This window comes from Pseudomonas sp. ASL8 (genome assembly GCF_056680355.1).
Genome location: NZ_CM155278.1, coordinates 967,042 through 990,486, shown reverse-complemented (window position 1 = coordinate 990,486; position 23,445 = coordinate 967,042). Strand labels below are relative to the sequence as shown.

Sequence of the window (23,445 nt, the reverse complement as noted above, 5' to 3'; positions counted from 1 at the left end):
GCAACCGCGTCAGGCGGTGCATGCAGGTGTGGACAATAAGGGTGTCAGAGCAGGACTGAAGAGGGTGGAGCGCGGGTGCGGGCGTTGGGAAATGTGGTGTGCCGCGCATAACCCTGGCGGGCTGCTGCGGTAAAAAAGCCCGTCGGTTTTGGCGGGGTGGCGGCGATAAAGGCCAGCGCCTGCGGCAGTGCCGGGCAACTGAACAGCAGCGTGCAATAACCGCACTTGGCCCAGATGACATGATCGGTCGCGACCGAGGGTGCGGCCTGTTCTGCGCTGTGGCACTCGGGGGCGTCCGCCGTCATGTCCATGGAGGCGGACATCGGCATCGACATACCGGCGTGCTGATCCATCGGCATCGCCTGGGAAATCAGCGGGCCGATAAAGATCATCAACATGGCGAACAGGCTCAGCCATGCGCCTCGCGTCCCATTGGGGCGCGGCTGCACGGAGGACCTGAAGCCTGGTGAGCGCCTGTGGCTCAACGCAGGTCAGTCAGTTACTGCATGTGCATATGCATGGGTTCGGCATTCTCTGCCGGTGCTTGTTTTTGCACCGCAACCTCGACCGTTACGTCACCGGCTTTTTCGAAATGCAGCGTCAGCGGGAAGCGCTGGCCGTCGACGAGCGTCGACTTGTCCTTAAGCTCCAGCAGCATGACGTGATAGCCCATCGGTGCAAATACCACCTCGCCACCTGGGGGAATGTCGACGTTCTGCACTTGCTGCATTTTCATCAGACCATTCTCATGCCGGTGCTCATGCAGCTCGGCTTTGCCGGCCACGGGCGTGCTGACACTGAGCAGGCGATCAGGGGTTTTACCGTTGTTGTGCACGACGAAATACGCGGCCACGGTGGGCGCGTTGGGCGGCAACTCCATGGACCACGGATGAGCGATGTGCAATTCGCCGACGGCGTATTCGTGGGCATTGGCAAAGCAGGCAGGCAGCAACAGTGCGGCCACAACAAGGATTTTCTTGATCATGGTATTTCTCCAGCGGGATCGATTCCGATGCGCCCTGCCTCATGAGGCTATGGCGCTTATTCAACGGCTTGGATCAGACCTGTGGAGAAGCCCGTGGATTGAGGCTCGGCCATTGCTGGCGTGGGGACAGCGGGGCAGGGGAATGAATCGAAAGGGATTGCCGTGTTTCAGTCCGAGAGGCGTACCACGTGGCAAAACTGGCAGGGATCGCCACCAGCGGCGCGGACCCACTGCAGCACCAGCAATGTTGCATGGTCGAGTGATCATCGTTGTGCGGCGCACTGTGATCGGCCTTGCCCAACGAAATCGCCACCAGCTTAGTGCCGCTGGCCGTACAGAAACTGCCCCACAACACTTGTTCGCTGGCCGTCTTTGGCGCCGCCCCGGAAAGCGGCATGGCAAGCATGTTGAACAGCACTGCAAAGCAGGCGATCCAGGCAAATGCCATCCGACGTTGGGACATGGGAGGTGCTTTCCGTTTCAGTAAGCGATCAATGGCGCTATTTAGCCTGAATGGCCAGGATAAGTAAAAAAACAGGCTGTGGTGTGATGCCGCAGAGTTTTGCGTGTGAGGCTCGGGTGTCACGTCACCGGCACTGCATGCACTTCAATGTTCACGCCAAGCTTTGAGCGCATGACGGTGAAAATTGCGGCCAAATTGTCCATGCTGGGATTGCCACTGCCGTTGGCCCCGATCAATCCGACGAATTCCCCCGTCGCCACACTCAACTCGGCCTCGCGCAGTTGGGACGGGTGATGACGATGTGGCGGAGAGGCGACCAAGCGAGGCTATCGAGAGTCAGGGGTGCCATTCTAATCCGACGCTAGGCTCGGATTGATCGGGGTCCATTGCTTTTCTGTGCTTATCTAAACGAGGGTCGTAGGGAGGTGGAGTGCGCTGGATATGGTCTTCGAGCTGCGGATTGTCGAGAAATCTGCTCGGATTTTTCTTGCCTCCATCCACTGTCACTTTGAAGGGACGGTCGATGTCGACATTTTTGCTCAGGCCGTCGGCAATGAACCCAAATTCGCCGCCTTCTGGTATGACGTTTTGAGACGGGGGCTTGGAAGTGCCAAAATCAAGGTGTATCGGGGCGTTTCTTTCTTTCTCGAAAGGGCCTGGCGGAATGAACAGCGGTGTTTCGTGAGCGACTACAGGCAGGTGAACGGTCAGTAAGGCCAAGCTGGCCCAGAGTGCTTTTTTCATTGGAATCCTCCTGGAAATTAACACGGCGTCCTTACGTGGGTTTTCGGCAAATATGACAATGGCGAACACGCCATCGGCGGTGGTCGGCGCGCTGATACTATAATCCGGCTCAATGTGTCGCCAGGCGGCAACATTGACCACATGTTGCAGCGACAGCGTCGGCGCAGCAGACACGGTCGGGGCTGGGGAGATGTCTAGTTCTTGCCTGCGATAAGGTCGGAACGACCTTCAAATACGTTCTAGCCTTTACAAGAAATGATGCTCATCCAACGCTGACAGCAATTGGCTGACATCTACAAACTCCCGATCCACCCCCGGCAACACTGGCCTGCGCAGTATCAGCACCGGCACTCCTCGCTCCCGTGCCACTTCCAGTTTCGGTTCAGTCGCGCTGCTGCCGCTGTTTTTGCTGATCAGGACGTCGATAGACCGACGTTCGAACAAGGCGCGTTCGTCGTCCAGCAAAAAGGGCCCACGGGCGCCGATCACTTCGCAGCGTTCGTTGCCTGGGTAGTCGTCCAGGGCGCGCAGGGTCCAGAACTGGTGGGCGGGAATTTCGTGCAGGTGCTGCAAGGGTTCGCGACCGAGGGTGAACAGCGGCCGCTTGAAGGATTCAAGGGCGGTGATCAGCTCGGCCCAGTCGCCGACTTCGCGCCAGTCGTCGTCGGGTTGTGCCGCCCAGGCCGGGCGCCGCAAGGCCCAGCAGGGGATGCCGCTGAGGTGTGCGGCGGTCACGGCATTTTGGCTGATTTGCGCCGCGTAGGGATGCGTCGCGTCCAGCAGCAAATCGATGCGTTCATCACGAATGAACTGCGCCAGACCTTCAGCCCCGCCGTAGCCGCCGACCCGCACCTGACACGCCAGATCAGTCGGCACCCGACCCACGCCAGCCAGGCTGTAGACATGCTGCGGCCCCAGTCGGCGCGCAATCGCCAGGGCCTCGGTGACGCCGCCGAGCAATAGCAGACGCTTCATTCGCAGACTCCCGCCTGACCGACGATCCCGCCTTGGCGGTCGATGGCAAACACTTCCACGTGAACCTGCGTCGGCACCACGCTGCGGGCAAACGCCCGTGCATGACGACACACCTCGTCGCCCAAGGCGATACCGGCCGCGCTGGCCATCGCCAACGCTTGCTGGCTGGTGTTGGCCTCGCGGATGGCCTGTTGCAATGTTGTATCGGCGCCGAGGGTCGCGGCCCATTCGGCCAGTTGGGGCAGGTCGATGCTGGAGTGGCGGCTGTGCAGGTCCATGTGGCCGGCCGCCAGTTTGCTGATCTTGCCGAAGCCGCCGCAAATGCTCAGTTTATCCACAGGCACCTTGCGCAGATGCTTGAGCACCGCGCCGACAAAGTCGCCCATCTCGATCAAGGCGATTTCCGGCAGGTTGTAGACCCGGCGCATGGTGTCTTCGCTGGCGTTGCCGGTGCAGGCGGCGATGTGCAGATAACCATTGGTTTTGGCGACGTCGATGCCTTGATGGATCGAGGCGATATACGCCGCGCAGGAAAATGGCCGGACGATGCCACTGGTGCCGAGGATCGACAGGCCACCGAGAATGCCGAGCCGAGGGTTCATTGTTTTCAGCGCCAGGGCTTCGCCGCCTTCTACACACAGGGTGACTTCGAAACCACCGGCGTACCCGGTCTGATCTGCCAGCTGCAGCAAATGTTCGCTGATCATCTTGCGCGGCACCGGATTGATCGCGGGCTCACCCACATTCAACACCAGGCCGGGCCGGGTAACGGTGCCCACACCGGGGCCCGCAACGAATTGCACGCCGGTTTCGGCTGTGAGTCGCACTCTTGAAAATACCAGTGCGCCGTGGGTGACATCCGGGTCGTCGCCAGCATCCTTGATCGTGCCCGCTTCCGCGCCGTCAGCAAATGGTCGGCAGAACTCAAGGCGCATCTGCACCTGCTTGCCCTTGGGCAGGACGATTTCCACTGCGTCACTCACTTCGCCGTCCAGCAACAAACGCGCCGCCGCCAGGCAGGTGGCCGTCGCGCAACTGCCGGTGGTGTAGCCGCTGCGCAAGGGGGCGGGTTGTTCGGCGGTTTCGGCGCGCATCAGGGTTTGATCGCTTCAAGCAGGGTGATGGGCAGCGCCTGGCGCCAGGTATCGAATTCGCCCAGTGGCTTGGCGTGGGCGATATGGATGCGGGTCAGTTCGCCGCCATGCTGTTCACGCCAGGTGATCAGCGCGGTCTCGCTTTGCAGGGTGACGGCGTTGGCGACCAGTCGTCCGCCAGAGCGCAGCTGTTGCCAGCAGGTGTCGAGGACGCCGGGACGTGTGACGCCGCCGCCGATGAAAATCGCATCGGGCGCTTCCATACCTTGCAGCGCCTGAGGTGCTCGGCCACGAATCAATTGCAGGCCCGGCACGCCCAACGCGTCGCGGTTGTGCTCGATCAGTAACTGGCGACCCTCGTCGGCTTCGACCGCCAGCGCACGGCAGCTTGGGTGCGCGCGCATCCATTCGATGCCGATGGAGCCGCAACCCGCGCCCACGTCCCACAACAGTTCACCGGGTGCCGGGGCCAGGCGGGCGAGGGTGATGGCGCGCACATCGCGTTTGGTCAGTTGACCGTCATGTTCAAAGGCGCTGTCCGCCAGCCCGGCCAGCAAGGACAGGCGTGGCGCATTGGGTTCAGCACGGCATTCGATGGCGACCAGATTCAGCGCCGCAATCGGCAAGTCGGTCCACTCACTGGCAATGCCTTCGACCCGGCGTTCAGCGTCTCCGCCCAAATGCTCCAGCACCGTCATCCGGCTCGGGCCGAAGCCACGTGCACGCAACAGTTCGGCGATGGCGGCGGGGCTGCTGCCGTCGTTGCTCAACACCAACAGGCGCAAACCGTTATGCAACTGCGCGTTCAACGCCGCCAGCGGTCGTGCAACCACTGACAAGGTGACCACGTCCTGCAATGGCCAACCCAAGCGCGCAGCGGCCAATGAATAAGACGAGGGCGCAGGCAGCACCCGCATTTCATCGACACTGACCTGTCGCGCCAGGCTGGCGCCCACGCCAAACAACATGGGGTCGCCACTGGCCAGCACGCAAATTGGCGTGCCACGCTGCTCAAGCACCGGATTCAGGGAAAACGGGCTGGGCCAGGGGCTTCGCTCGGCGCGAATGCAGGCGGGCAGCAGATCAAGCTGGCGCTGCCCACCAAACACCTGCCCGGCTTGCAGCAATGCACGGCGAGCTGTCTTGCCCAAGCCTTTGAAGCCGTCCTCACCGATTCCCACGACTGTCAGCCACGGCGACATGTACATTCCTCAGCCAACTAATGAGTACTTCCGACAGACCGGCTTTTCATGCCTGCGGACAAAGCAGGCATAATACCGCGCCCAATGGGCTATAGCGCCTTTTCAAATTCTGCCGGGTGACCCATTGAACGAGCCAATGCCTGCTCGCACGTCCTCAATCTCTTTACGCCCCTCGGCTTGTCCGGGGTTGTTGCGCATCGTCCCTGCACTGGACGGCGGTATTTGCCGGATCAAGCTGGCGGGTGGGTCGATCACGGCAGCCCAGGCGTGCGTGGTGGCCGATGCGGCGCAACGTTATGCCGGGGGTGTGATCGAGGCGACCAACCGCGCGAACCTGCAGATTCGCGGGGTCGGTGCCGATCAGGACGGTTTGATCGAAGCCCTGTTGGGCGCAGGCCTGGGGCCGACCACTGCCGCAGCCGACGATGTGCGCAACCTGATGCTCAGCCCGACGGCAGGCATCGACCCGCAGCAGCTGTTCGACAGCCGGCCGTTGGCCGCGCAGATTCTCGGCACCCTGGAGAGCGAGCCTCGTTTCCATGACCTGTCGCCCAAATTTGCCCTGTTGCTGGATGGCGGCGAAGCGCTGGCGATGCTCGAACACCCCCATGACCTGTGGTTGTCTGCACGGATGATCGACGGCGACGTCCTGATGGCGTTCGGCCTGGCCGGTTGCCCTGCCGAGGATGCGCCGCTGGCGGCTGTTCCGCTGAGTCATGCTCATGAGCTGGTGGTGGCGGTGCTGGACGCGTTCCTTGAACTGGCACGACCCGAGCAGGTGCGGATGCGCCATGTACTGGCCGAAATGTCGACCGAGGCGTTTCTTCTGGTGGTGGCCAAACGCATGACTGTTGAATTCTGTAGGCGCCAACGTGTTGGCGAATGGCTTGACACGGTTTGCCTGACACACCGCCTCGCGAGCAAGCTCGCTCCTACAGGGGGCCAATTGCCGTCCCCTGTGAATCGGCATCTTGGCATTTATCCTCAGGACGTGGCCGGTTTGGTGTCTGTCGGTGGCGCAGCGCCGCTGGGGCGACTTGACGCGTCGATGTTGCGCGCGGTCGCGAAATTGGTCGCCGAATGGGGCGACGGAACGTTGCGCCTGACACCTTGGCAGAGCCTGTTACTGCCGAACATTCACCGTGACCACGCGGCGAACGTGCTGACGGGCCTGCAGGCCGCCGGGTTGATCTGCTCGCCCGAACAACCGTTGGCCCACTTGATCGCCTGCACCGGCTCGGCTGGCTGTGGCAAAGGGTTGGCCGACACCAAGGCGGATGCCCTGCTGCTGGCCGCCCGACTCGAACACCTCGACCTGAAACTGGCGGTGCACCTGACGGGCTGTTCGCGTTCATGCGCGGCGGCCCATGTCGCCCCGGTGACCTTGCTGGCGGTGTCCGCCGGCCATTACGACCTCTATTTTCGCGACGCGCAGCAACCGGGTTTCGGTAGCTTGCGCGCGCGTGACCTTACTATTGAAGCAGTCGGCACGCTGTTAGCCGCCGACTCACGGAGCAGCACCGATGATTGATTACATCCGCGACGGTCAGGAGATCTATCGCAACTCCTTCTCGATCATTCGCGCCGAGGCCCGGCTTGATCAGATCCCTGCCGACCTGGAAAAGCTCGCGGTGCGGGTGATCCATGCGTGTGGGATGGTCGAGGTCATCGAAGACCTGCGCTTCTCCCCTGGTGCTGGCACGGCCGGGCGTAATGCGCTGGCCGCCGGTGCGCCGATCCTGTGCGATGCGCGCATGGTGTCCGAAGGGGTCACCCGCACACGCTTGCCCGCCAACAACCCGGTGATTTGCACCCTTAAAGACGAAGGCGTGCCGGAGCTGGCCCGCGAGCTGGGCAATACTCGCTCTGCCGCCGCGCTGGAACTGTGGCGCCCGTACCTGGAAGGCAGCGTCGTGGTGATTGGCAATGCGCCAACCGCGCTGTTCTACCTATTGGAAATGCTGGATGCCGGTGCACCTAAACCGGCCTTGATCCTTGGCTTCCCGGTCGGCTTCGTCGGCGCGGCAGAGTCCAAGGCAATGCTCGCGGCGAACAGCCGTGGTGTGCCGTTTGTGATCATGCAGGGCCGTCGTGGCGGCAGCGCCATGGCCGCTGCTGCGGTCAACGCGCTGGCAACGGAGATCGAATGATGCAGCAACCCGGTCGTTTGATTGGCCTGGGCGTCGGCCCCGGCGATCCTGAGCTGATTACCGTCAAAGCCCTGCGCCTGTTGCGCGAGTCGCCAGTGGTCGCGTACTTCGTCGCCAAGGGCAAGAAAGGCAACGCGTTCGGCATCATCGAAGCCCACCTGCAAGACGCGCAGACCCTGTTGCCGCTGGTATACCCGGTGACCACCGAAGCCTTGCCTGCGCCGTTGTCCTACGAGCAAGTGATCAGCGACTTCTACGATGACGCCAGTGTGGCCCTGGCCGCGCACCTGGATGCGGGGCGCGATGTCGCGGTGATTTGTGAAGGCGATCCGTTCTTCTACGGCTCGTATATGTACTTGCACGACCGCCTCGCCGAGCGCTATGAAGCCGAAGTGGTGCCGGGCGTGTGCTCGATGCTTGGCGGCGCTTCGGTCCTGGGTTCGCCCTTGGTCTATCGCAATCAAAGCCTGTCGGTGCTCTCCGGTGTCCTGCCCCACGACGAGCTCAAGCGTCGTCTGGCCGATGCCGATGCGGCGGTGATCATGAAGCTGGGGCGCAACTTCCCCAAAGTCCGGCAAGTGCTGGAAGAACTCGGCATGGCGGATCGCGCGTTGTATGTCGAGCGCGCAACCATGTCCAATCAGAAAATCGTGGCGCTGGATCAGGTCGAGCCAATGTCTTCACCGTATTTCTCCCTGATCATCGTTCCGGGCGAAAGGTGGCAAGGCTGATGATGGTTAAAACACCCGCCATCGTCATTCTGGGCAACGGCAGCCTGGCGACGGCACGCCGCATTCAACAACTTTATCCGGATGCCTTGATCCATGGGCTGGCGGCACGGGTTGAAGGTGCCGACCTGACGTACACCGAGTTTGGCGCCACGTTGCGTCAGCTCTATCAGCAGGACACGCCGATCATTGCCTTGTGTGCTGCCGGCATCGTGATCCGGACGCTGGCGCCTCTGCTCCTGGAAAAAGGTGCTGAACCACCCGTGCTGGCCGTGGCTGAAGACGGCAGTGCGGTCGTGCCGTTGTTGGGCGGGCTGGGCGGGGTCAATGTCATGGCCCGCGAGATTGCGACATGCCTGGGTGTTGCCGCAGCGATTACCACCAGCGGCGAACTGCGTTTCGGCACCTGCCTGCTCAATCCACCGAGCGGTTACGCGCTCGGCGATCTGGAGTTGGGCAAACGATTTGTCTCCGACTTGCTGTCCGGGCAACACGTGCGTATCGAAGGCGCCGCGCCGTGGCTGACGCAAGCGCAGTTACCTGAAGATGAGCACGCACAGCTGGCGATTCATGTCGGTTGCGCCGAACGCGAGCTGGCGGCCAATGAGCTGCTGATCTACCCGCGCAGTGTGTTGGTGGCAGTCACCGCGACCGTGCCGGATCTGGCGAATGCTGTCCGCGCGGCCCTGCACGATGCCGGGATTGCTGTTCAGGCGCTGGCCTGCTTGCTGGCGTCCGACCGTGAAATGACCAGCCCTGCGCTGCGTGAAGCAGCATTGGCGCTGGGCGTGCCGCTGCGGTTCACTTCGACAGCGGCGGAGGCTGATGTCAGCGAGTTGGCGCAGCAGGCCGTGCCACAGCTACTGCCACCCATCAGTGTGGGCAGCGGCATCGCCATTGCTGTCGCCGCGCAGCCGTTGGATGTGCAGCAAATCGGGCGTGGACGCGGGCGTCTGGCGGTTATCGGTCTGGGGCCTGGCGCTGCCGAATTGATGGTGCCAGCGGTCAAAGCTGAACTGGCGCGGGCCAACGATGTGCTGGGTTACGAAACCTACGTGCGCATGGCCGGGCCGTTCCGGGCCGATCAAGTGCAGCACTGCACCGACAACCGCGAAGAAATGCAGCGCGCCCGACATGCCTTCGAACTCGCGGCTCAAGGGCGTTCGGTGGTGGTGGTGTCGTCGGGTGATCCGGGCGTGTTCGCCATGGCCTCGGCCGTGCTTGAAGCACTGCACGAGTCGAGTAATGCCGCTTGGCACGCCGTTGAACTGGAAATCCTGCCGGGGGTGTCCGCCTCGCTGGCCACTGCCGCTCAGGCGGGTGCCCCGTTGGGCCATGACTTCTGCGTGATGTCGCTGTCGGACAACCTCAAACCGTGGGACGTGATTGAAAACCGTCTGGACCTGGCGTCTCAGGCCGATCTGGCGCTGGCGTTCTACAACCCCATTTCCCGTTCTCGTCCGTGGCAATTGGGGCGCGCGCTGGAAATCGTCCGCCAACATCGCACCCCGGAAACCCCCGTCACTCTGGGCCGTGATATAGGCCGTCCAGGGCAAATACTGCGGGTCATTACGCTGGGCGAATTGACCCCGGATCAAGTGGACATGCGCACCATGGTCCTGATTGGCTCGTCGACGACCTGCACCTTCCCCCGTGCCGATGGCGGCAGTTGGGTCTATACGCCTCGGTGGTACGGGGTGAAGCCGAGCGGTTGAGCCAGTGTCGTCAATTCCGGCATTTAGTTCGTAAGACAAGTCTCTGGTTGTGTGGGCTAACGCCGAGGTTATAACGGCGAAAGTCCACAAATGACCGTTGAATATTTACAGGGCCAAGTATTCCGGATGTTTGACGGTATGCACTTGAATAATCCCCGGCAGAGGAGTCAAAGTGGACGGCTAGAAACGATCATTGATGTGCGCTAGTTTGAGTGATGCCCAAGAAGGGTGATGACTCAATTGGAAAAGGATGTGCACATGAATGACGCTATTGAACCGACAATGATTATTGAAGCGTGTCGGGCTTATATTGCGGGTTGCGAGCTTCCTGCGGTGGCACTGTCTTCGGATGAAGTCGATAACCCTGTACCGGGAGAAATGCCTAGGTTCCTGACCGTCGACGAGAAAAAGGAAAGTGCCGCTGTCGTCGCTAACAGTATTGTTTCCTTTGTCGCGGGTATGTCCAGGCAGAGTAAGGACGATATCAAGAACTCCGTACTGTTCGCGACGCTGGTTGCCAATCGTGCACATCCCGAGATGCAAGGCCAGCGCTGGTATGAAAAGTTCATGGAGGTGATGTCCCGGGCATCTGGATGGTTCCCGAAGCGCAAGGATTACTCCAGATACACGACGGTCGAACAGCAGTTCACGATGGATCAGGTCGGCCTCAAGGTCCTCTCTTCCGCGGTTGCCGCCGCCGCACTTCCTGGTCCGACCTCCCTATTACTGCTGGGCGTGGCGAAGCAGGCACTTGATGCCCTTCAGGCCAGCGAAGAACCACTCAAGTTGTTTGAGGGTAAAAGCCGCTCTCATGAAGGCGGTACCTTCAGCATTGTCTCTTGCACCGAGTCGGCCGATGACGAAGTGGTCATGACCATGGGAACCGTCAGCTTCTCGTCCACCCTGGATGTCACGAACGTCCTGTTCTGGAACTGGAGCAATACGTCGGTGAGTATTTCCCACGCCGAGTCGCATCTGGTGTTGAATCAGGGTGTTTACGCCAACGTGCGGGACGACATCCTTGCAAAACTGGGGAACAACGCGAAAGAGGCCGTTGCAGAGTACAGCATTTAATAATCCGGAGAGCCGCAGGTGCTGCGGCTCTCTGGTGCAGGTAACGTTATCAAGGAGAGCCCCGTGCGCAATGGAATGCAGGACGTTTATGTGAACGCAGGAAGTGTCGTTTTTTTTGACGACACCGTCAGTCATTCATTTAAAGAGGATGTACTTGATTCGCAGTTATATGTTCAGTTGGCTGCATCGAAGAAATATTCGAAGTTCGCTGAGTTTGAGGCGTGGCGTACAACATACCTCACGGCAATGGCAACGTTCGGCTGGATAGTTTCAGACCGTAAATACGACAGTCACCCAATAGCGAAAGATGAGCTGTTTGAACCGTGGTCGTGGATCGAACGTGAACTGGATGGCTGTGTACCGACGTCACTTGTCGCTCACGCTAAACGAGTATTGGCACCCGGCCCCGAGCGTTTCCAGGACCCTGCCGCACGGTTGCTTCTCGGAGAAAATACGCTGCAATCCGAACCGTGGCAGGCTGACGTGGATGACAGGTTTGCCGGCGATATTTCAGCACATGCGCTTAAGGTGCCACCCGCCACCCAATTGTTCAGCGTGGTGTTACAGCTGAGTTTTGTTCATGCTGCCCCTGCGATGACCTCGGTGTTAATCTCGTTCAAAACCGTAGAACCCATCGAGCCACAGTTATTGCTCCGGACATTCGACCCTGACCGAATCGTGGGCAATATCGCGGTTGCCTCCTGCTCGGTCGAATTGTCGGATATCCGTTACGCACAGTTTCGGGAGCCATTCATTACGGCTCTTGGCGCCCGAAGGACGTCAATGATCCTGCGGCTTGAGGACACGGAGCAATGATGGCTAAGAATTCTAGTGCTGCTTTGATAGGCAGCAGCCTGACATCGTTTTATTCCGGGATGTCGGAGCAGGAACGGCAAGATATCGAGGATTGCCTGCTGTACGCGGAGCTGTATGCCAGTGAGAAATTTGACCGGCAACAGCTCTGGACAAGCTGGATGAATCGTTATCAGCGCGGACTGTTGAAGCTCGGGTTCACATTGACGGGTTTCATTGTGGAAAACCCGATACAGATTGAGTCCTCGCGGGATTTCGGCCGGGTTACTTTCGACGCGATGAGCAAGGTCGGATCAGCTCATCTTGTCGAACTTGCGCACACCTCGTTCAGCGCCATGAAAACCAGTGAGCATGCAAAGGTGTTTCTGGACAGTTGGTTCAGTACCGGACGCTCGGAAAGCTTTCAGGTTGTGCCCTGTGAAAACCTGCCCTCGGGAGAGTTACAGGTTCTGGTCTGTGGGCTGAATATGACTTCTCGCACGGTGGTGGAGGGGCCATTTTTCTGGAACAGCATCAGCTCAGAGATGACTGTCCGAATCAATGGTGGCAGCTTTGCGTTCAACAGCACTGCCTATGCTGAACACCGGGCACGCGTGAGGACTGAGTTAGGCGATCAGGCCAAACGCTACATCACTGAAATAGAACTTTAGCGCGGCGGCGGGCTGATTCCACTACGGCACCAGGTACCCCTTCACCCCGGTAAAGATGATTTGCGCCGCCAGTGCGCACACGAACAAGCCCATCAAGCGACTGACGATCTGCAGGCCCTGATCGCCAAGGATGCGTTCAATGCGGTTGGAAAGGTACAGCACAATCCCGACGGTGAGGCTGGCAAGGGCGATGCTGAGGATCGCGGTGACCTTATCGTCCCAGTGCGGCTGGCTGACGCCCATGACCAGCAGGGCGCCGATGGTGCCGGGGCCGACCGTCAGGGGGATGGTCAGCGGCACGATGGTCACGTCTTGCTGAACGTTGTCGGTCTGGACTGCGGATTTACCTTGAGCCATGCCCAGTGCCGAGATGAACAACACACTGCCCGCGCCAATGCGGAAGGCATCCACGGTGATGCCGAACACGGTAAAGATCGCCCGCCCGAACAGGTACAGCAGAACACTGGAAACCAGGGTGGCCAGCGCGACTTTCCACGCCAGGCGACGACGTTCCTTGCTGGAATAACCACGGGTGAGGCTGATAAAACAGGACAGGACGAAGAACGGGCTATAGAGCACCAACATCTTCAAATAAACACTGAACAACACGTGGAGCATGGTTTGAGCTCGCCCGACAGGTGGATGACGAAGAGAAGTCTATCAGGCGGCGCGCGATGTCTTGTGGAGGAATATCAGTTTCATTGGCGTGAGGGTGAAATCAGCTGGTTTGGGCCTCGGCCTGACGTTGCTCACGCTTGGCGACCCAGTGCTCAATCAGCTCGCGCAATTGCGACAGCTCTACGGGTTTGGCCATGTGCCCGTCCATGCCTGCCTGAACGGCACGCTCTTTATGCTCCGTCAGGATATGCGCGGTCAGGGCGACTACCGGCGTGCGTACTCGCTGATTTCCGACCTCCCAGGCGCGCAGTTGGCGGGTGGCGGAAAACCCGTCAAGGACCGGCATCTCGCAGTCCATCAACACCAGGTCGTAGTGTTGGGCTTTCATCGCGATCAGTGCTTCTTCGCCGTTGCTGGCGGTATCCGGCTGCAGGTTGAGCTTGCCGAGCATGCCGCGAATCACTTTGGTCGAGATGCTGTTGTCTTCGGCGACGAGGATGCGGAAATCACTCGGGACGCTGATGGGCTTGCTGGCATCGGACGGCAAACTGAACGGGGACGCACCCTTGTTGCGTTGGTTGAGTTCATCGGCCAGGGTCGTCTTGAGCGTGTAGCCCGCCACCGGTTTGGCCAGGATGCGTTTGATGCCGGCGTTGCGCGCGATGATCTTGCTCGGCGCGTTGCTGATGCCCGTGAGCATGATCAACAGGATGTCGTGGTTCAGGCTTGGGTCTTCCTTGATCTTGGCCGCCAGTTGCATCCCGGTCATGCCGGGCATGTTCTGGTCGAGCAGGACCGCATCGAAATAATCACGCAGATGCGCCTTGGTCCGCAGCAGTGCGAGCGCTTCCTTGCCCGACGATACGGCACTGACATTCAAGCCCCAGGCGCTGCATTGCTGCACCAGGACTTTGCGGCAGGTGTCATTGTCGTCTACCACCAACACACGGGCGCCCTTGAGCGAACGGTCGAGGTCTGTGGTGGGTTGTTCCAGTCGATCCGGATCCAACGGCAATGTGAGCCAGAGTGTGCTGCCCTGATTGGTGCCGCTCTGGATGCCGAACTCACCGTGCATCAGCATGATCAATTGCCGGGCAATCGCCAGCCCCAGATTGCCGCCGAGCTTGGTGCTGGAGAGGAAATTCTTGCTGTGCAATTCGGTGTGCAGCAGCGCGTCGCGCTCCTTGGCCGCCAACGGCTCGCCGCTGTCTTGCACGGCAATCCGCAGGCGCGGTTTGCCGCTGCGCGAATCCAGTGCAACCACCAGCAGAACCTCGCCCTGGTCGGTTTTCTTCAGGGCATTTTCCAGCAGGCTGAGTAACGTTTGGCGGAGGCGCGTAGGGTCGCCGCTGATCACGCGTGGGACCTGTGGCTGAATAAAACTGATCAGTTCGACGTTCTGCTGTTCGGCTTTGGCCCGGAAGATATTCAGACAGTCTTCGATCAGTGCGTTGAGGTCGAACTGCACATCATCGAGCTCGATTTGCCCGGACTCGAGTTTGGTGATGTCGAGAATCTCGTTGATCAGCGTCAGCAGCTCATTGCCAGCGCTGTGGATGGTCTGCACGTAATCACGCTGCTTGACTGAAAGCGGCGTGCCCAGCAGCAGCTCGGTCATGCCCAGTACGCCATTCATCGGGGTGCGGATTTCGTGGCTGATCTTCGCCAGAAACTCGGCCTTGGCATTGACTTCGGCGGTGCTGGCTGCCAGATCGCGGCTGGCGCTGAAGTGATCTTCGGTGATGCTGCGGTGACGCTCGCTGAGGGCAATGCTCATCAGCAGCCCCGAGATACAGAACACACCCAGCAGGGTAATGACCAGCCATTGCGGTGCGATCAGGGTCAGGCGGAGCAAGGCTGGCAGAATCACCAGACAACCCAGATTGAACACGACCATCGCCAGGACAAATAGCCGGGCAGGGCTGTAACCCTTGTGCCAGTGGTAGGAGGCAACGAACAGAATGCTCAGGCTCGCCAGCGCCACCACGCCATAGGTGATGATATTCAGGGGCAGGGTATCGACGAACAACACCAGCAGGCCACACAGGCCGATGACCAACATGTCAGCCAGCAGGAAGCGGTTCAGGCCACTGGAACGCCGGGGCGCGAAAAATCGATAAGCGAACATCAGGCCGCTCAGGGCCGCCAGGATCAATGCCAGGTATGCGCCGGGTGTCTGCGCCAGGTGCCTGTTGGGCAGCCATGGAGCCAGCAGATTCAGCAGCAGCAGTGCACTCAAGGCCAGCATCGCCTCACAGGCCCCTAGCCACAGGCTGCTTTGTGCGCGAGTGTGGGCGAAACGCGTGATGTTCTGCAGGACCAACATCGCCAGACAGCCGAGGAACAGGCCAAGCAATAACGGCTGCCGCTCGTCCGCAGCGCTGGCTATCGCCGATTGCAGGGTGATGTTGGGGCGTAATTTCTGTTCTGACACCGAGCGCAGGTAGATGTCCAGCGGGACATCGCTTTGTGGCAGGGGCAGGAGGAAGTCGGTGGAGGTTGGCAGTTTGTTGTTGCGCGGTATGTTATTACCGGCACGTGAGTGGCTGATCAGCGTATCGCCGTCAAGCACGTACAGGTCCAGGCTGGCCAGGTCGGGCGCGAAGATGCGCAGCAGTTGTTCGTGATCGTCGGGTTGCAGGCGATAGTGCAGCCAGACTGCGCTGTTGCGGTCGCCTGCGCTGACTTGATCGAGTTCGATTGGACTGAATTGATTCGAGTAGCGCGCCGAATGGACATCGCTTAATTGCAGGTCGGCCTTTTCATCCAGCAATGTAGACCAGCCACCGCTTTGCTCGGCATAAGCCGGGAGCATGCAGAGCAGGGTCAGCAGACTGACAGTGAAGCCTATGGCGATCCTGAGCCAGCGCACGGCGAAATCCCTTCGTAGTTGAATGCCAGATAACTATGCGCGGGGCTGGAATAAACAGGCAAGCACCAGCTGATAGGTGCCTGCCCGGTTGGCCGTCTAGCCTTATTCCAGGTCTTCACCACGCTCGCGAGCAATGGCACGGTAGCCAATGTCGTTGCGATAGAAACAACCTTCCCAATCAATTTCAGCCGCCAGTCGGTAAGCCTGTTCCTGGGCGCTCGCTACGCTTTCGCCTAGCGCGGTGGCACACAGGACACGCCCGCCGGACGTCACGACCTGACCATCCTTCAGTGCTGTACCAGCATGGAACACTTTGCCAGGCAAACCTGCCGCAGCGTCCAGACCCTTGATCACGGCATCTTTGGCGTAATCGCCAGGGTACCCGCCAGCGGCCAGCACTACGCCCAGACTCGGACGCGGGTCCCACTGAGCTTCAACTTTGTCCAGGGCTTGCGCCAGAGCGGCTTCGATCAGGAGCACCAGGCTTGATTGCAGACGCAGCATCACCGGTTGGGTTTCCGGATCGCCAAAGCGGCAATTGAACTCGATGACCTTCGGATTGCCTGCCTTGTCGATCATCAGCCCAGCATAGAGGAAACCGGTGTAAACGTTACCTTCCTCGGCCATGCCCCGGACAGTCGGCCATATGACCAGGTCCATGACACGTTGGTGCACCTGTGCAGTCACCACCGGGGCTGGGGAGTAAGCGCCCATGCCGCCGGTATTCGGGCCGCTGTCGCCGTCGCCGACGCGCTTGTGATCCTGACTGGTGGCCATCGGCAATACGTTCTTGCCGTCGACCATCACAATAAAGCTGGCCTCTTCGCCATCGAGGAACTCTTCGATGACTACCCGCGAACCGGCTTCGCCAAATGCGTTGCCAGCGAGCATGTCGCGTACAGCGTCTTCGGCTTCAGTCAGGGTCATGGCAACGATGACGCCTTTGCCCGCCGCCAGGCCGTCTGCCTTGATTACGATCGGCGCGCCGGTTTTTTGCAGATAAGCCAACGCAGGCTCGACCTCGGTGAAGGTCTCATAATCCGCTGTCGGGATCTTGTGACGCGCGAGGAAATCTTTGGTGAAGGCTTTCGAGCCTTCCAGCTGCGCGGCACCTGCGGTCGGACCGAAGCAGTCCAGGCCACGAGCACGGAACAGATCGACCACGCCAGCGACCAGCGGCACTTCCGGGCCAACAATGGTCAGGGACACGTTCTGTTGTGCAAAATCTGCAAGCTGCTCAAGGGCCAGTACGTCGATGGCGACGTTTTCGCACTTGGCTTCAGTCGCGGTCCCGGCATTGCCCGGTGCCACGAATACTTTCACGACACGCGGGTCCTGTGCGACTTTCCACGCCAAGGCGTGTTCACGGCCACCGCTGCCAATGATCAAAACATTCATTTCAAAAACCTCGATGACGCTGAATTCTGTTTTAGAGCCTAAAGCGCTTTTCGCCGTAGGAGGTCGCAATGAAGTGGGTAGATGCAAGGCGGAGTCGCTTTCGATGAGCGGAGTTGCCTTTTGGCAATGAGCATCATCGGAAGCGGCTCCAACGCAGCAGATACCTGCTTCAGTGCGGCCGCTGCCAAGTTAGTGGCGGAAATGGCGCATACCGGTGAATACCATCGCAATACCAGCTTCATCGGCTGCGGCGATCACTTCGTTGTCGCGCATCGAGCCGCCTGGCTGGATGACGGCAGTGATGCCGGCCTTGGCTGCGTTGTCGATGCCGTCACGGAACGGGAAAAACGCATCCGATGCCATGACCGCGCCCTGTACTTGCAGGCCGGCGTGTTCAGCTTTGATCGCGGCGATGCGTGCAGAGTTTACCCGGCTCATCTGGCCAGCGCCGACGCCGATGGTCTGACGATTCTTGGCGTAGACGATGGCGTTGGATTTCACGTATTTGGCGACTTTCCAGGCGAAGATCAGGTCGTGGATTTCCTGTTCGGTCGGTGCGCGCTGGGTCACGACTTTCAGGTCGTCGCTGCCGATCATGCCGATGTCGCGGCTCTGTACCAGCAACCCGCCGTTGACGCGTTTGAAGTCCCAGGCGGGCATGCGCTCGGCAGCCCATTGCCCGGTGGTCAGCAGGCGGACGTTGGCTTTGGTGGCAATAATGGCTTTTGCTTCGGCCGTTACGCTTGGCGCGATGATCACTTCGACGAACTGACGATCGACAATGGCCTTGGCCGTTTCAGCATCCAGCTCGCGGTTGAAGGCGATGATGCCGCCGAAAGCCGATTCGGTGTCGGTGGCGTAGGCCAGTTCATACGCCTGGCGAATGCCGCCTTCGTCGTCCGGGCTGACCGCGACGCCGCACGGGTTTGCGTGCTTGACGATGACGCAGGCAGGCTTGACGAAGCTTTTCACGCATTCCAGCGCGGCATCGGTGTCGGCTACGTTGTTGAAGGACAGTTCCTTGCCTTGCAACTGAGTCGCCGTCGCGATGCTCACTTCGGCAGGGTGGGCTTCCACGTAGAACGCCGCGCTCTGATGCGGGTTCTCGCCATAGCGCATTTCCTGAGCCTTGATGAACTGGCTGTTGAACGTACGCGGGAACGCGCTGCGGCCTTCAGTGCTGAGGGTTTCAGCGCTCTGGTCGATGCTGCCCAGGTAGTTGGCGATCATGCCGTCGTAGGCGGCGGTGTGCTCGAACGCCTTGAGCATCAGGTCGAAACGCTGGGCGTACGTCAGGCCACCGGACTTGAGGCTTTCCAGCACGTTGCTGTAGTCGCTGGCGTTGACCACGATGGCCACGTCTTTATGGTTCTTGGCTGCCGAGCGAACCATGGTCGGGCCGCCGATATCGATGTTCTCGATGGCGGTCGGCAGGTCACAACCTGGCTTGGCGATGGTCGCTTCGAACGGGTACAGGTTGACCGCAACCAGATCGATCGGCTTGATCCCGTGCTCGCTCATGATGGCGTCGTCGATACCGCGACGGCCAAGGATGCCACCGTGGATTTTCGGGTGCAGGGTCTTGACCCGGCCATCCATCATTTCTGCGAAGCCGGTGTAATCAGCGACTTCTACCGCAGCAATACCATTGTCCTTGAGCAGCTTGAAGGTGCCGCCGGTGGAGAGGATCTCGACGCCCAGAGCGGTAAGCTCGCGAGCGAATTCGAGAATCCCGGTCTTGTCGGAGACGCTGATCAACGCGCGGCGGATTGGCAGGCGGGTAGTCTGGTCGGTCATTTCAATTCCCATCTAAAGCAAAGGAGTCAGCAAAAAAAGGCGACCCAATGAGGTGGGTCGCCTCTTCTGTTTTAAATGCTTACAGCAGATCGTACTGCTTGAGCTTCTTGCGCAGGGTGCCGCGATTGAGGCCCAGTAATTCGGACGCTTTGGTCTGGTTGCCCTTGACGTAGTTCATCACGCATTCGAGCAATGGCGCCTCGACTTCCGACAGCACGAGGTTGTACACATCCGTGACGGCAGCGCCTTCCAGGTGGGCGAAATAATTGTGCAGCGCTTTCTCGACACTCCCGCGCAGGGTTTGACCCTCTTCGCTCGGGGTGTTGAGGTGCTGTTTCAAATTGACGTTGTCGCTCACGGGTGTTGTTCCACTCACTAAAGTCTCGGTCATCATCGTCATGCGGCCACCTCTTCTTCGTCCCTTGTTTCCGGGCTCTTGTAACGCTCGCTGAAAAAGTCGCGAACGTTGGCGCACTGTGCTTCCGTATCTTCCAAACGATTGAAGTGGGCGCGAAACTCCCTGGCGCCCGGCAAGGTTGCGAGATACCAGCCGACATGCTTGCGCGCAATACGCACGCCCAGCACATCGCCATAGAAGGTGTGCAGCGCCGCCAGATGCTCAAGCAGGATGCGTTCCACCTCACTCAACTGCAGCGCCGGTAATGTCTCGCCGGTGCGCAGGTAGTGTTCTATCTCGCGAAAAATCCATGGGCGCCCTTGGGCGGCCCGACCAATCAACAACCCGTCTGCACCGGTCGCCTGTAGCACGTACCGGGCTTTTGCCGGTGAATCGATATCGCCATTGGCGAAGACCGGGATCGACACTGCCTGTTTGATTTCGGCAATGGTGTCGTATTCGGCTTCGCCTGTGTACAGGTCTGCCCGGGTGCGGCCATGTACCGCCAGCGCCATTATTCCCGCCTGCTCGGCGATTTTCGCCACGGTCAGACCATTTTTGTTCGCCCGGTCCCAGCCGGTACGAATCTTCAAGGTGACCGGCACATCGACTGCGGCCACTACGGCCCGCAGGATCTCGCTCACCAGGTGTTCGTCTTTCAATAGCGCGGAGCCGGCAGCCTTGTTGCAGACTTTTTTTGCCGGACAACCCATGTTGATATCAATAATCTGTGCGCCCATTTCGACATTGGCGCGTGCTGCATCCGCGAGCATCTGCGGGTCACCGCCGGCGATCTGTACCGAGCGTGGCTCGGGATCGCCTTCGTGGATCATGCGCAGGCGCGATTTGCGACTGTTCCACAGGCTCATGTCACTGGTGACCATTTCCGAAACCACCAGTCCCGCGCCGAGTTGACGGCAGAGCTGACGAAACGGCTGGTCTGTGACCCCGGCCATCGGGGCGAGAATCAAGCCGTTTTGCAATGTATAGGGGCCGATACGTACCGCCGACATAGGTGTGCCTGTTGTGGGGCCGAATCAATGCATGTCGTGTGGAAACGACTGCGGGCCTGGCACGCAACGTTTCCACACGGGCCTGCTCGGATTCTGTCCATCAAGTGCTTGCGCGACTTTTCAGACCGAACCCAGAGTGTGAAAAAGGGTTGGCATGATACCCGCTCTCGATGACTGGATAAAGGCTGAATTGGATAAAATCTGAACAGTTATTTTCTTATCGCTGACGGTTTGGTTTTCTGCCACAACGTCATAAAAACGCCGTCAATCCCGGAAGGCTGGTCGCTTCATGCTCAGGCTTGAGGCTATCGGCCTTTTTTACCGGAGCGCTTGCTGAAGCGCTGCTGGCAGGCCGGGCTCTCCGGTCCGCGTGCGTTTACTCGGGAGAGCGGAAGCTCAAGCTGTAGTTCACAGCTTTGGTCCCTGGATCGAGGATGTCCAATGCGATGTGGATCGGCGTTTGGGGTGGCATTTCAGCTTTGCCTGCCATCTCGCCGCTCAGGTATTCGCTGGGTTTGAATCGACGACTGGCGATCAACTGGCCGTTGGGATCGGCGAAGCGCAACTCCAGCAGCGGAAACGGCTGAGAAAAGGACGCCCGGTTATAGATGATTGCGTCAACCACCAGTGCACCCTTGAAGTCGGGATGGCTGCGCACCACCAGATTGCTGCTCTTGAGCAGCTTGATATCGACTTTTGACGGCACTGTGCAGCCGATTTGCGGACAGACCTGCTGGAACCATGGACGGTATTGGTCCTGGCGCGCCAGTTCGTCGAAGTGATACCAAATGTATTGGCCGGCCAATGCAGCGCTCGCAAGCACAATCAGCAATCCCCAGAAAAAGCGCCGACCCCAGCGAGGCTTGGGCTTCTGCCAGTCGAGTTGCAGCGGGTCGTCGGTGAGATCCAGCAGTGGCTTGTCTCGCGCCCCCTCATCGAGCAGGCCGGGTTCACTGCGACCGCGTTTGAGCTTTGGCTCCTGACGCTCTTGCGATTCTTCGAGGGTGTCCGGTTCGTCGTCGATGGCCGACAAGCGCTCGGGGTTTTCTTTGGGCAGAGGGGCGCTCTGGCTTTCGCTCAGGCGTGGTCCCTGCGCCTCGGGTTCGTCGTCCAGTGCCGCGCTGTCGAGTGACAACGAAGGCTCGGTACGGTGGTGTGAAGTCGGTTCAGGCGTTTCGTTGGTCTCGGGCGCGGCGCTGGCTTCAACGTGGAGGTGTTCTTGCGCATCGTCGTTGAGCAGGCTGTCGACCCACTGCTCGTTTTCTATCTCGGCGCTGTCGCGACGTGCGCTCAGTGCCGAGTCGTCATGCCTGGAATGGCCTTCGCGCCCGAACGTTTCAGGCAGCTGGATTTCCCGTTGCTCAAGCCGGGCGAGCTCTTCGTCCAGGTCGAGGTCGTCCAGATCAAGGCTGTCGAGCTCAATTGCGCTGGCCTTCCACGGTTGGGCGGGCTTGACCGGTGCTTCAGCCTGTATGACCACAGGCTCGGGCGGGATGACGGGTGGGGCGGGAAGAGGCGCTTGAGTTTCTGCGGGCGACTTGCCTGACCGTTGTTCGAGCAGTTGCTTCGCCGCATTGAAGACCTGCAGGCAGGAGCCGCACCGGACCACGCCCCGGGCCACGCTCAATTGGGCATGGCTGACGCGGAAACTGGTCTGGCAGTGCGGACACTGAGTAACGAAACTGTCGGTCATGCGGCTATCCGGTTTAGGCAGGCGCTCATCTTAGTCCATGGTTTCAAATAGCGGTTAACGGCGACGACCTGTGATACGGACCCAGCCATCACGATTGGCGATAGGATCCAGGTCGAACGTGTCGGCGTAAGCCGCGGCCACTTCTTCGCCTTGTTCAGCGAGGATGCCTGATAACGCCAGGCGACCACCGGTTTTGACCAGGCTTGCCAGGGTGGGTGCCAACGACACCAAGGGGCCGGCCAGGATATTGGCGACCAACACGTCGGCTTTTTCTTGCGGCAAGTCTTCCGGCAGGTACAGGGTGAAACGCTCGGGGGCGATAGCGTTGCGGTCTGCGTTGTCGCGCGAGGCATCAAGCGCCTGGTAGTCAATGTCGGTGCCGACGGCTTGTTTGGCGCCCAGCAACAGCGCCGCAATCGCCAGAATCCCGGAGCCGCAACCGAAGTCCAGCACGCTGCAGTCTTTCAGGTCCTGACCGTCGAGCCATTCCAGGCACAGCGCTGTAGTGGGGTGCGTGCCGGTGCCGAAGGCCAGGCCCGGATCGAGCAGCAGGTTGACCGCACCCGGCTCGGGTGCCGCGTGCCAGCTCGGGACGATCCACAGGCGCTGACCAAAACGCATGGGATGGAAGTTGTCCATCCAGCTGCGTTCCCAGTCCTGGTCTTCGATGACTTCGCTCATGTGTTCCGGCAGTTCTGCACCGGTGAGCAATTGCAGGTGGGCCAGCACCTGATCGGCGTTGGTATCGGCTTCGAACAGCGCCAGCAAGTGGGTGTGCGACCACAGCGGCGTGGTGTTGAGTTCCGGCTCGAAAATCGGCTGATCTTCGGCGTCCATGAAGGTTACGGACACGGCGCCCACTTCAAGAAAAGCGTCTTCGTAGGTTTCGGCTTGTTCTGGGCTGATGGCGAGACGGACTTGCAGCCAAGGCATGGCGGGCACCTTTGAAAAATGACGATGTGCAGCAAGCAGCTGCGAGAAGCGCGCAAGTTTACTTGAGCGCGAAGGCGAAGGGCAAAAAACAACAAAGCCGCGGCTAAGCGGCTTTGAGGGGAAGAGCCAAA

At 60.0% G+C, this 23,445-nt stretch carries 22 protein-coding genes and 1 pseudogene; 7 read left to right on the top strand and 16 right to left on the bottom strand.

Features of this window, described 5'->3' with window-relative positions; genetic code table 11:
• Positions 1–44: 44 nt before the first annotated feature.
• The 8 genes and pseudogenes from AC1MEA_RS04550 to cbiE all read right to left on the bottom strand — a co-directional run bounded on the left by AC1MEA_RS04550 (position 45) and on the right by cbiE (position 5,463).
• Complete coding sequence (locus tag AC1MEA_RS04550; RefSeq protein ID WP_480916942.1) at positions 45–398, bottom strand: DUF2946 domain-containing protein; 354 nt, start codon at positions 396–398, stop codon at positions 45–47.
• A 101-nt stretch (positions 399–499) separates the two neighbouring features.
• Positions 500–985, bottom strand: a complete 486-nt coding sequence (locus AC1MEA_RS04545; protein WP_480916940.1) for a copper chaperone PCu(A)C — start codon at positions 983–985, stop codon at positions 500–502.
• Between the two features lie 73 nt (positions 986–1,058).
• On the bottom strand, positions 1,059–1,448 hold the full coding sequence (locus AC1MEA_RS04540; protein WP_480916938.1) for a DUF2946 domain-containing protein: 390 nt from the start codon (positions 1,446–1,448) through the stop codon (positions 1,059–1,061).
• A gap of 119 nt (positions 1,449–1,567) precedes the next feature.
• A pseudogene (locus AC1MEA_RS04535) lies at positions 1,568–1,672 on the bottom strand (transcriptional regulator); the annotation flags it as partial.
• 112 nt (positions 1,673–1,784) lie between these two features.
• Positions 1,785–2,366 carry a hypothetical protein gene (locus AC1MEA_RS04530; RefSeq protein WP_480916936.1) on the bottom strand — a complete coding sequence of 194 codons (582 nt, stop codon included), beginning with the start codon at positions 2,364–2,366 and terminating at the stop codon, positions 1,785–1,787.
• 72 nt (positions 2,367–2,438) lie between these two features.
• Positions 2,439–3,167 (bottom strand): cobalt-precorrin-6A reductase, encoded by a 729-nt coding sequence (locus AC1MEA_RS04525; RefSeq protein WP_480916935.1) that lies wholly within the window; start codon positions 3,165–3,167, stop codon positions 2,439–2,441.
• The gene (locus AC1MEA_RS04520; RefSeq protein WP_480916933.1) at positions 3,164–4,261 is read right to left on the bottom strand and encodes a cobalt-precorrin-5B (C(1))-methyltransferase; all 1,098 of its coding nucleotides are present in this window, start codon (positions 4,259–4,261) and stop codon (positions 3,164–3,166) included. The genes AC1MEA_RS04525 and AC1MEA_RS04520 overlap by 4 nt, the downstream gene beginning before the upstream one ends.
• Positions 4,261–5,463 carry a precorrin-6y C5,15-methyltransferase (decarboxylating) subunit CbiE gene (gene cbiE / locus AC1MEA_RS04515; protein WP_480916931.1) on the bottom strand — a complete coding sequence of 401 codons (1,203 nt, stop codon included), beginning with the start codon at positions 5,461–5,463 and terminating at the stop codon, positions 4,261–4,263. The genes AC1MEA_RS04520 and cbiE overlap by 1 nt, the downstream gene beginning before the upstream one ends.
• Positions 5,464–5,587: 124 nt before the next feature.
• Here cbiE and cobG point away from each other — a divergent pair, with 124 nt between their 5' ends.
• From cobG to AC1MEA_RS04480, 7 genes are all read left to right on the top strand, one after another.
• The gene (gene cobG / locus AC1MEA_RS04510) at positions 5,588–6,994 is read left to right on the top strand and encodes a precorrin-3B synthase (RefSeq protein ID WP_480916929.1); all 1,407 of its coding nucleotides are present in this window, start codon (positions 5,588–5,590) and stop codon (positions 6,992–6,994) included.
• Positions 6,987–7,613, top strand: a complete 627-nt coding sequence (locus AC1MEA_RS04505) for a precorrin-8X methylmutase (RefSeq protein WP_322177635.1) — start codon at positions 6,987–6,989, stop codon at positions 7,611–7,613. The genes cobG and AC1MEA_RS04505 overlap by 8 nt, the downstream gene beginning before the upstream one ends.
• Positions 7,613–8,344, top strand: a complete 732-nt coding sequence (locus tag AC1MEA_RS04500) for a precorrin-2 C(20)-methyltransferase (protein ID WP_480918097.1) — start codon at positions 7,613–7,615, stop codon at positions 8,342–8,344. The genes AC1MEA_RS04505 and AC1MEA_RS04500 overlap by 1 nt, the downstream gene beginning before the upstream one ends.
• Entirely contained in the window at positions 8,344–10,056 is a 1,713-nt protein-coding gene (gene cobJ, locus AC1MEA_RS04495) for a precorrin-3B C(17)-methyltransferase (protein ID WP_480916927.1), read from the top strand. The genes AC1MEA_RS04500 and cobJ overlap by 1 nt, the downstream gene beginning before the upstream one ends.
• 258 nt (positions 10,057–10,314) lie before the next feature.
• Positions 10,315–11,130 (top strand): hypothetical protein, encoded by an 816-nt coding sequence (locus AC1MEA_RS04490; protein WP_480916926.1) that lies wholly within the window; start codon positions 10,315–10,317, stop codon positions 11,128–11,130.
• Between the two features lie 63 nt (positions 11,131–11,193).
• The gene (locus tag AC1MEA_RS04485; protein ID WP_480916924.1) at positions 11,194–11,946 is read left to right on the top strand and encodes a hypothetical protein; all 753 of its coding nucleotides are present in this window, start codon (positions 11,194–11,196) and stop codon (positions 11,944–11,946) included.
• Positions 11,946–12,593, top strand: a complete 648-nt coding sequence (locus AC1MEA_RS04480; protein ID WP_480916922.1) for a hypothetical protein — start codon at positions 11,946–11,948, stop codon at positions 12,591–12,593. Before AC1MEA_RS04485 ends, AC1MEA_RS04480 begins: the two co-directional genes overlap by 1 nt.
• Before the next feature lie 21 nt (positions 12,594–12,614).
• Here AC1MEA_RS04480 and AC1MEA_RS04475 read toward each other — a convergent pair whose 3' ends face one another.
• From AC1MEA_RS04475 to prmA, 8 genes are all read right to left on the bottom strand, one after another.
• Positions 12,615–13,211 carry a MarC family protein gene (locus AC1MEA_RS04475; RefSeq protein WP_322177640.1) on the bottom strand — a complete coding sequence of 199 codons (597 nt, stop codon included), beginning with the start codon at positions 13,209–13,211 and terminating at the stop codon, positions 12,615–12,617.
• A gap of 100 nt (positions 13,212–13,311) precedes the next feature.
• On the bottom strand, positions 13,312–16,083 hold the full coding sequence (locus AC1MEA_RS04470; RefSeq protein ID WP_219062510.1) for a hybrid sensor histidine kinase/response regulator: 2,772 nt from the start codon (positions 16,081–16,083) through the stop codon (positions 13,312–13,314).
• A 102-nt stretch (positions 16,084–16,185) separates the two neighbouring features.
• Positions 16,186–17,481 carry a phosphoribosylamine--glycine ligase gene (gene purD / locus AC1MEA_RS04465; protein WP_449633966.1) on the bottom strand — a complete coding sequence of 432 codons (1,296 nt, stop codon included), beginning with the start codon at positions 17,479–17,481 and terminating at the stop codon, positions 16,186–16,188.
• A gap of 189 nt (positions 17,482–17,670) precedes the next feature.
• Positions 17,671–19,278, bottom strand: coding sequence for a bifunctional phosphoribosylaminoimidazolecarboxamide formyltransferase/IMP cyclohydrolase (gene purH / locus AC1MEA_RS04460; RefSeq protein ID WP_480916920.1), 1,608 nt, complete (start codon positions 19,276–19,278; stop codon positions 17,671–17,673).
• Between the two features lie 79 nt (positions 19,279–19,357).
• Complete coding sequence (fis, locus tag AC1MEA_RS04455) at positions 19,358–19,678, bottom strand: DNA-binding transcriptional regulator Fis (protein WP_007907419.1); 321 nt, start codon at positions 19,676–19,678, stop codon at positions 19,358–19,360.
• Positions 19,675–20,688: a tRNA dihydrouridine synthase DusB gene (dusB, locus tag AC1MEA_RS04450; protein ID WP_219062513.1), complete on the bottom strand. Its 1,014-nt coding sequence runs from the start codon at positions 20,686–20,688 to the stop codon at positions 19,675–19,677. Before dusB ends, fis begins: the two co-directional genes overlap by 4 nt.
• 376 nt (positions 20,689–21,064) lie before the next feature.
• On the bottom strand, positions 21,065–22,381 hold the full coding sequence (locus AC1MEA_RS04445) for a DUF3426 domain-containing protein (RefSeq protein WP_480916918.1): 1,317 nt from the start codon (positions 22,379–22,381) through the stop codon (positions 21,065–21,067).
• Positions 22,382–22,435: 54 nt separating this feature from the next.
• Positions 22,436–23,314, bottom strand: coding sequence for a 50S ribosomal protein L11 methyltransferase (gene prmA, locus AC1MEA_RS04440; protein ID WP_219062515.1), 879 nt, complete (start codon positions 23,312–23,314; stop codon positions 22,436–22,438).
• Positions 23,315–23,445 lie beyond the last annotated feature (131 nt).